The sequence below is a fragment of the uncultured Aquincola sp. genome, assembly GCF_964001545.1.
GTDB lineage: Bacteria > Pseudomonadota > Gammaproteobacteria > Burkholderiales > Burkholderiaceae_C > Aquincola.
Window position 1 is genome coordinate 1 of record NZ_CAXFDV010000023.1, and the last position, 8,614, is coordinate 8,614.

The 8,614-nt window shown below is 68.1% G+C and carries 9 protein-coding genes; 6 read left to right on the forward strand and 3 right to left on the reverse strand.

The annotated features are described in order from the left end of the window. Positions 1-111: 111 nt before the first annotated feature. Positions 112-627: an SsrA-binding protein SmpB gene (smpB, locus tag ABNT58_RS00800; RefSeq protein WP_348751618.1), complete on the reverse strand. Its 516-nt coding sequence runs from the start codon at positions 625-627 to the stop codon at positions 112-114. A 38-nt stretch (positions 628-665) separates the two neighbouring features. Here smpB and ABNT58_RS00805 point away from each other — a divergent pair, with 38 nt between their 5' ends. The 3 genes from ABNT58_RS00805 to ABNT58_RS00815 all read left to right on the forward strand — a co-directional run bounded on the left by ABNT58_RS00805 (position 666) and on the right by ABNT58_RS00815 (position 1,964). After that, positions 666-1,112 (forward strand): type II toxin-antitoxin system RatA family toxin, encoded by a 447-nt coding sequence (locus tag ABNT58_RS00805; protein ID WP_348751612.1) that lies wholly within the window; start codon positions 666-668, stop codon positions 1,110-1,112. Continuing rightward, positions 1,099-1,422 carry an RnfH family protein gene (locus tag ABNT58_RS00810; RefSeq protein ID WP_348751613.1) on the forward strand — a complete coding sequence of 108 codons (324 nt, stop codon included), beginning with the start codon at positions 1,099-1,101 and terminating at the stop codon, positions 1,420-1,422. The genes ABNT58_RS00805 and ABNT58_RS00810 overlap by 14 nt, the downstream gene beginning before the upstream one ends. Before the next feature lie 125 nt (positions 1,423-1,547). After that, on the forward strand, positions 1,548-1,964 hold the full coding sequence (locus tag ABNT58_RS00815) for a hypothetical protein (RefSeq protein WP_348751614.1): 417 nt from the start codon (positions 1,548-1,550) through the stop codon (positions 1,962-1,964). A 24-nt stretch (positions 1,965-1,988) separates the two neighbouring features. Here ABNT58_RS00815 and ABNT58_RS00820 read toward each other — a convergent pair whose 3' ends face one another. Then, on the reverse strand, positions 1,989-2,522 hold the full coding sequence (locus ABNT58_RS00820) for a DUF4124 domain-containing protein (protein ID WP_348751615.1): 534 nt from the start codon (positions 2,520-2,522) through the stop codon (positions 1,989-1,991). Positions 2,523-2,640: 118 nt separating this feature from the next. Between ABNT58_RS00820 and guaB the strand changes: the two genes are divergently transcribed. From guaB to guaA, 3 genes are all read left to right on the forward strand, one after another. Continuing rightward, complete coding sequence (gene guaB, locus ABNT58_RS00825; protein ID WP_348751616.1) at positions 2,641-4,110, forward strand: IMP dehydrogenase; 1,470 nt, start codon at positions 2,641-2,643, stop codon at positions 4,108-4,110. A 74-nt stretch (positions 4,111-4,184) separates the two neighbouring features. Further along, entirely contained in the window at positions 4,185-5,417 is a 1,233-nt protein-coding gene (locus tag ABNT58_RS00830) for an MFS transporter (RefSeq protein ID WP_348751619.1), read from the forward strand. A gap of 11 nt (positions 5,418-5,428) precedes the next feature. Further along, positions 5,429-7,027, forward strand: coding sequence for a glutamine-hydrolyzing GMP synthase (gene guaA, locus ABNT58_RS00835; protein WP_348751617.1), 1,599 nt, complete (start codon positions 5,429-5,431; stop codon positions 7,025-7,027). Between the two features lie 13 nt (positions 7,028-7,040). Here guaA and ABNT58_RS00840 read toward each other — a convergent pair whose 3' ends face one another. Next, positions 7,041-8,045: an AAA domain-containing protein gene (locus tag ABNT58_RS00840; protein ID WP_348751620.1), complete on the reverse strand. Its 1,005-nt coding sequence runs from the start codon at positions 8,043-8,045 to the stop codon at positions 7,041-7,043. Positions 8,046-8,614: the final 569 nt, after the last annotated feature.

Below are 8,614 nucleotides of genomic sequence, written 5' to 3' on the forward strand. Positions count from 1 at the left end.
CCCTACACAGGCACGCTGGTGCGCTTTTGCCTGGGGCTGGAGGCGCTGGACGACCTGACGGCCGACGTGGCCCAGGCGCTGGCGGCACTGAGCCGCTGAAGGTAGACAGGGTCAGGCCTTCGATGAGACCTTGTGTCTCATCAGCCGGCCCTTCTCGCGTTCCCAGTCGCGCTTTTTCTCGGTGTTGCGCTTGTCGTGCTCGGCCTTGCCCTTGGCCAGCGCGATCTCGGCCTTCACGCGCCCGCCCTTGTAGTGCAGGTTCAGCGGCACCAAGGTAAAGCCGCGCTGTTCCACCTTGCCGATCAGACGCTTGATCTCGTCCTTCTTCATCAGCAGCTTCTTGGTGCGGTCGGCCTCGGGGTGCACATGGGTGCTGGCCTCGCGCAGCGCATTGATGCGGCAGCCGATCAAGAAGAGCTCGCCATCGCGGATCAGCACATAGCCGTCGGTCAACTGCACCTGGCCGGCGCGCACCGCCTTGACCTCCCAGCCTTGCAGCACCATGCCGGCCTCGTGATGTTCTTCGAGGTGGTATTCGAAGCGGGCGCGGCGGTTTTCGGCGATGTTGCTCATGGGGCGGCTGGTGTTCGAGTTATGGGCTGGGGCAGGTGCCCCGCTGCTGGGCAGGTGGGGGCACAGCGGCCGCCTACAATCCTGGCCATTCTATGAAGCACGTGAAAAAGTCGGTCTTGCTGTGGTACTCGCCGCAGGAGATGTACGAACTGGTCAGCAAGGTGGAGGACTACCCCAAGTTCCTGCCCTGGTGCGAACAAGCCGAGATCCTCTCGCGCGACGACACCGGCATGACCGCCCGCCTGCACCTCAAGTACCTGGGGGTGCGCCAGGCCTTCACCACCCGCAACGTCAACGTGCCGGGCGAGTCGATGCGCATGCACCTGGTCGATGGCCCTTTCTCCACGCTGGAAGGCACCTGGCTGTTCAAGCTGGTGGGGCAGGGCGAGCAGCAGGCCTGCAAGATCGAGTTCGACCTCGAATACGCCTTCAGCAGCCGCACGCTCAGCGCCGCGGTGAGCCCGGTGTTTGACCGCATCGCCAACACCTTCGTCGACAGCTTCGTCAAGCGCGCCGAAGCCGTGTATGGCAACCGCTGAAGGCGCTGGCGACCCGCTGCGCATCGAGGTGGTCTACAGCCCGGTGGCCGAGCGCACCGAGCGTGTGGCCTTGCAACTGCCGCCGGGCAGCACGGTGGCTGATGCCCTGGCGCGCAGCGGCCTGGCCGAGCGCCATGGCCTGGCGGCTGGCGCGCTGAAGGTGGGCGTGTGGGGGCGCCTGGCGCCGCCCACCCAGGTGCTGCGAGACCTCGACCGCGTCGAGCTGTACCGCCCGCTGCAGGTCGACCCCAAGGAGGCCCGGCGCCTGCGCTACAAGGGCCAGCGGCAGGGGCGGCGCGCTCAGGGTTAACCCGGTGTAAGATTTTGTGTTTTGCGCCGGCGGTCATGGCGCCGTCCTGACCACCGGAGCCTCCTGCCCATGACACTGCTGCAGATCCACCAGCCTGCCTGCCCGGTGCCGCGCGAGGTGGGGTGGTGAGCGCCTGGCGCCTGGGCTGCGTCGCCATCCTGCTGCTGGGGTTGTGGCAACTGATGGTGGGCTTTCCTTCGTGGCGCCCTGCGAAGGTGGCGCCACTGCCGGCCGCAGCCGCTGCCCAGGCGGCGGCCAGCACGCTGCCGCAGGCCAGCTGGAGCACCGCCGGCGACTCGAGCTTTGCGGCGCAGCCATCGTTGTCGCTGGGCCTGTCGCCGCTGGAACAGCCCAACCCCGCCGCATCTTCCGACTGGGACAGGCGCCTGTCCGATGCACGGTCAGAGCAGCTGCGCCTGCAAGCCTTGCCGGGCCTGACGCCCCGTCAACGCGAAGCCGCCCTGCAGGCGCACCTGCAGCAGCACTTCAGTGCCGCCGAACGGGCGCGTGTGGAAGCCGGCCTGCAGTTGATGTCGCGCTGATCGCCGCGCAGTGCCGGCAAGGGCTCAGCGGCACTCCGACGCCGCTGCCTGGCGTGCGCGCGTGGTCTCGGCGCTGCGGGCCTGATCGTCCAGGAACTCGCGCTCGCCCTTGTCGTTCACGCGTGCGATGCGCATGCCGCTTTCCAGCTGCCGCAGCGCTTCGCGGGCGCGGTTGCAGTTCTCGATGCGCTGGCTGGCCTGGCGGGCTTCTTCGGCTTTTTTCTGCGCGGCCTGTTCTTCGTCGGCGCGGCGCTTGCGTGCTTCCAGCTCGGGGTCGATGCGGGCGGCCGATGCTGCAGGCACCAACGGCACGGCGGAGCCGCCGGCTGCGGAAGGTGCCGCTGCGCGCTGCGGCTGTACGGCCGCAGCGGCGGGGCGCTGGACGATGTTCTTGTCCGGCACGTCGCGCGGCGGCGGCATGTCGCTGGCGTGCACCTGGCCGCGCTGGTCCTTCCACACCCACTGGGCCTGGGCCGCGCTCGGCAGCGCCGACAGCAGCAGGGCCAGGGCCGGTGCGCACAACGCGCCACGGAGCAGGTGCGGGAAGGGGCGGTGCATGAGGGCGGCGAGCAAGGCCCGTGAAGGAGATAACCGCGCAGTGTAGCGGCGGCACAGCCCCATCCAGGAAGAAGCCGCGCGCTTACCTATAATCGCGCTTTGCGACTGGAGCTTTCTCATGCGCCTTCTTGGCAAAGCCCTCACCTTCGACGACGTGTTGTTGGTGCCAGCGTTCTCGCAGGTCCTGCCCCGCGATACGAGCCTCACCACCCAGCTTTCGCGCAACATCACGCTGAACCTGCCGCTGGTGTCCGCCGCGATGGACACCGTCACCGAAGCCCGGCTGGCCATTGCGCTGGCCCAGGAAGGTGGCATCGGCATCGTGCACAAGAACCTCACGGCCAAGCAGCAGGCGGCCGAGGTGGCCCGCGTCAAGCGCTATGAATCGGGCGTGCTGCGCGACCCCATCACCATCGGCCCCGACATGACGGTGCGCGAAGTGATCGCGCTGTCCGAGCAGCATGGCGTCTCGGGCTTCCCGGTGGTGCAGGGCAAGACGGTGATCGGCATCGTCACCAACCGCGACCTGCGCTTCGAAACGCGCATGGACGTCACCGCCCGCCAGATCATGACGCCGCAGGAGCGCCTGGTCACGGTGAAGGAAGGCGCTTCGCTGGCCGAGGCCAAGACGCTGATGCACCAGCACAAGCTGGAGCGCGTGGTGGTGGTGGGCGAGGGCTTCGAGCTGCGCGGCCTGATGACCGTCAAGGACATTACCAAGCAGACCACCTTCCCCAATGCGGCGCGTGACGCGCACGGCAAGCTGCGCGTGGGCGCGGCGGTGGGCGTGGGCGACGGCACCGAAGAACGCGTCGAGCTGCTGGTCAAGGCCGGCGTCGACGTGCTGGTGGTGGACACCGCGCACGGCCACAGCGCCGGCGTGATCGACCGCGTGCGCTGGGTCAAGAAGCACTACCCGGGCGTGGACGTGATCGGCGGCAACATCGCCACCGGCGCCGCCGCGCTGGCGCTGGTGGAAGCCGGCGCCGATGCGGTCAAGGTCGGCATCGGCCCCGGCTCCATCTGCACCACCCGCATCGTCACCGGCGTGGGCGTGCCGCAGATCATGGCCATCGACGGCGTGGCCACCGCGCTCAAGGGCACCGGCGTGCCGCTGATTGCCGACGGTGGCGTGCGCTACTCGGGCGACCTGGCCAAGGCCATCGCCGCGGGCGCCAGCACCGTGATGATGGGCAGCGCCTTCGCTGGCACCGAAGAAGCGCCGGGCGAGGTCATCCTGTACCAGGGCCGCAGCTACAAGAGCTACCGCGGCATGGGCTCCATCGGCGCGATGCAGCAGGGCTCGGCCGACCGCTACTTCCAGGAAGGCGCCACCAACAACCCGAACACCACCAAGCTGGTGCCCGAAGGCATCGAAGGCCAGGTGCCGTACAAGGGCTCGGTGGTGGGCATCATCTTCCAGATGGCTGGCGGCCTGCGTGCCTCCATGCACTACTGCGGCTGCGCCACCATCGAAGAGATGCAGACCAAGGCCGAGTTCGTCGAGATCAGCACCGCCGGCATCCGCGAAAGCCACGTGCACGACGTGCAGATCACCAAGGAAGCGCCGAACTACCGCGCTGAATGACGATGGACGCCGACGCGCGCGGGGCGGGCGTACCCGCCCGGCGGGCCGCGGCCCTGCCGTTTATCTTGATCACGGTGCTGATCGACATGGTGTCGATCGGCCTGATCATCCCGGTGCTGGCGCCGCTGGTGGGCACCTTCACCGGCAGCCAGGCCGACCAGGCCTTCTGGTTCGGCGCCGTCTCCTTCGCCTTCGGCATCGCCAACTTTTTCGGCGCGCCGGTGCTGGGCGCGCTGTCCGACCGCTACGGCCGCCGGCCGGTGCTGTTGCTGGGCTTCACCGGCCTGGCTTTGAGCTTCTTCGTCACGGGCCTGGCCAATGCGTTGTGGATGCTGATCGCGGTGCGGCTGGTCAGCGGCGCGCTGCAGGCCAATGCCGCGGTGGCCAATGCCTACGTGGCCGACATCACGCCGCCTGAAGACCGCGCACGCCGCTTTGCGCTGCTGGGCGCGATGTTCGGCCTGGGCTTTGTGCTGGGGCCGGTGATGGGCGGGCTGCTGGGCAGCATCGACCTGCACCTGCCGTTCTACGTGGCGGGCGCGCTGGCGCTGCTGAACCTGCTGTACGGCTTTTTCGTGTTGCCTGAATCGCTGCCGCCCGAGCGGCGCAGCCCCTTCGAGTGGCGCAAGGCCAACCCGGTGGCAGCGCTGCGCGGGCTCACGCAGCTGCAAGGCATCGGGCCGCTGGTCATCGCCATCGCCTTTGCCACGCTGGCGCAGCTGATGCTGCATTCCACCTGGGTGCTGTACACCGCGTTCAAGTTCGGCTGGGGCCCGCGTGAGAACGGCTGGTCGCTGTTTGCCATCGGCATGATGATGATCATCGTGCAGGGCGGCTTGATGCGGCAGCTGCTCAAGCGCTTTGCGGCCGAGCGGCTGGCGCTGCTGGGCCTGATGTCGGCGGCGCTGTGCTACCTGGGCTGGGCCGCCGCCACCGAGGGCTGGATGATGTACGTCTTCATCATCGCCAACATGATGGGCTATGCGGTCACGGCCGCGCTGCAAAGCATCGTGTCCAACGCGGCCGGCGCCGACACCCAGGGCAAGGCCATGGGCGCGCTGGCCAGCATCAGCAGCCTGATGGCCGTGGCCGCGCCGGTGATCGGCGCCAGCCTGCTGGGCTTCGTTTCGCACCTGCCGCCGGGCGACTGGCGGGTGGGCGCACCGTTCTACTTCTGCGCCGGCCTGCAGGCCGTGGCCACGCTGCTGGCCTGGCGGCATTTCCGCCGGGCGCCCGCCGCTTCCGTTTCCCCTTCCTCCGCTCCAGACAGCGCCACCGCCCCGGCGGCCGCCGACGTCCACCCCTGACTGGCATGACCATGCACGACAAGATCCTCATCCTCGACTTCGGCTCCCAGGTCACGCAGCTGATCGCCCGCCGCGTGCGCGAGGCGCATGTGTACTGCGAGATCCACCCGAACGACGTCAGCGACGACTTCGTGCGGCAGTTCGCGCCCAGGGGCATCATCCTGTCGGGCAGCCACGCCAGCACCTACGAAGACCACCAGCTGCGTGCGCCGCAGGCGGTGTGGGACCTGGGCGTGCCGGTGCTGGGCATCTGCTACGGCATGCAGACCATGGCCACCCAGCTGGGCGGTACCGTGGAATGGAGCGACCACCGCGAATTCGGTTATGCCGAGGTGCGCGCCCATGGCCATACCCGGCTGCTGAAGGACATCCAGGACTTCGGCACGCCCGAAGGCCACGGCATGCTCAAGGTGTGGATGAGCCACGGCGACAAGGTCACCGCGCTGCCGCCGGGCTTCAAGCTGATGGCCAGCACGCCCAGCTGCCCGATCGCCGGCATGGCCGACGAGGCGCGCGGCTACTACGCGGTGCAGTTCCACCCCGAGGTCACGCACACGGTGCAGGGCAAGGCGCTGCTCGAGCGCTTCGTGCGCACCATTGCCGGTGCCCAGCCCGACTGGGTGATGAAGGACCACATCGCCGAGGCGGTGGCCGCGATCCGCGAGCAGGTTGGCGACGAGGAGGTGATCCTGGGCCTGTCGGGCGGCGTCGATTCGAGCGTGGCCGCGGCGCTGATCCACCGCGCGATCGGCGACCAGCTGACCTGCGTGTTCGTCGACCATGGCCTGTTGCGCCTGAACGAAGGCGACATGGTGATGGACATGTTCGTCGGCCAGCTGCAGGCCAAGGTCATCCGCGTGGACGCGAGCGAGCTGTTCCTGGGCAAGCTGGCCGGCGTGAGCGACCCCGAGGCCAAGCGCAAGATCATCGGCAGCGAGTTCGTCACCGTGTTCAAGCAGGAGGCGGCCAAGCTGGTAGGGGCGGGTGCCAAGGGGGCCAAGTGGCTGGCGCAGGGCACCATCTACCCCGACGTGATCGAGTCGGGCGGTGCCAAGACCAAGAAGGCCGTGACCATCAAGAGCCACCACAACGTGGGCGGCCTGCCTGAGCAGCTCGGCCTGAAGCTGCTGGAGCCGCTGCGCGACCTGTTCAAGGACGAGGTGCGCGAGCTGGGCGTGGCCCTGGGCTTGCCGCCCGAGATGGTGTACCGCCACCCGTTCCCGGGCCCGGGCCTGGGCGTGCGCATCCTGGGCGAGGTGAAGAAGGAGTACGCCGACCTGCTGCGCCGGGCCGATGCGATCTTCATCGAGGAGCTGCGCGGCTGGAAGGACGAGGCCACCGGCAAGAGCTGGTACGACCTGACCAGCCAGGCCTTCACCGTTTTCCTGCCCGTCAAGAGCGTGGGCGTGATGGGCGACGGCCGCACCTACGACTACGTGGTGGCGCTGCGCGCGGTGCAGACCAGCGACTTCATGACCGCCGACTGGGCCGAACTGCCCTATGGCCTGCTCAAGAAGGTCTCGGGCCGCATCATCAACGAAGTGCGCGGCATCAACCGCGTGACCTACGACGTGAGCAGCAAGCCGCCGGCGACGATCGAGTGGGAATGAGCCAGGATCGGCTTTATGGAAGCCGCAACCGCGTAAGAACCACGCCCTGAGGCTGCGGCCTGGCCGCGATCAACGTGCTGGTCCAAGGCAATCGAGCTGCGGTCGTGGCGACGGTTTTGCGTGCGTGCAGAGCCTGGAGCGGCAAGAGGTCCATGACATCGCAGAAGAGCGACCCGGCCTGCCAGTCGTTGCGGTCGCCAATCACGTAGAAGCGCCGCTTGGCCCGTGTGGCGGCCACGTTCAACAGGTTGGGTTCCGAAACCGCCCAATCCCGTGCGCTGGCACCTTGGGTATTGACGCCCAGCACCAGGGTGACGATGGGCGCCTCCTTGCCCTGCATGGTGTGGATGGTCCCGCACACCATCGTGTCGCCGAGCAGGCGTTTGAGGTTCTCCTGGACAGCCTTGAGCGGCGTCATGACCGAGATGTCTGCTGCATCCACGCCGTCGATGCGCACGCGGGTGAGCAGTGCCAGCAAAGCCGCTCCTTCGGCCGGCACCCAGTTCCCGTCAGAGGTGCCGCTCGCATGAATCCACCCGGTCGGCAGGCTTGCGCGTGTCTCCTTGTCGGCGCGCGGTGTGACGGTGCCGTACACCATGGCACCGTCGTAGGCGATGCGGCTGGCCAGCCCGTGCATCGGCTTGTCGCAGCGCCGATGGACCACCCACGGTAGCCCCATCCAGGTCTCGCTGTCCGCCGGTCCGGCCAGGCGGCCCCATGGCGTCGCCTGATCTGCCAAGGTCTGCGCGGACTGCCTGTTGGGCAGCCAATGCGCATCAACGCCGTAGCGTGCGCGCAGGTGTTCCAGCACCGCGTCGGACACGGTGACGATGGGCTTGAGCTGGAGCGGATCACCTACCCGCAGTGCGCGTCGGGAACGCCAAAGCGCCCCCACCGCCGCCTGCGGAGAGGCCCGTCCGGCTTCGTCGGCCAGCAGCCAGCCTATCTCCCCCGGCCCCAACCAGCGGGAAGAGCGTACGAACGAGGCGAAGGTGATGCTGAGCGCCGGCACGACCATGAACAACGAGGCCCAGGCCGAGCGAACCGCCTCGTTGGAAAGTCCTCGCAGCCGTGGGCCGGTCAACTGGCGTTGATCAGGAACAGGTTGGAGCGCTGACGTGCCGCCTCCAGCGCGAGGAACGTCCGATGGAGCTTGAGCGCCTGCACGAAGACGCGCGCTCGGGCCTGTCGCCAGCTTTCGATGTGCCAGGGCTCGGCCAGTTCGATCGCGTCCCCGCGACCAGTTAAGGCCAGTCGTCTGCGAACTGCCTGGCCAGACGTGCGATGCGGTCGAACCCGGCCCGGGCGAGACCGTGCCGGTCTTGCAGCAGCTTCGGCGCGGTATGCCAGGTGCGCGACGCTCGCCAAAGACTGCACACGTTCGCCCAGAACCCGGGTTGGCTGGCCTGGTGCTGTGCAAGCGCTTCCAGCGATTGCAAGGTGGTGGTCGTTTCGGTGATCTGTTGCGTGATCGTTTCCAGCGTCTGGATCAGCGAGCGGATGCGGGAGGCATCTCAGGGCTGGACGCTCATGCGGCTCGCGCTCCTTGTTGAGCTGACCCTGTCTGCCGAGCCATGCCATCAGGCC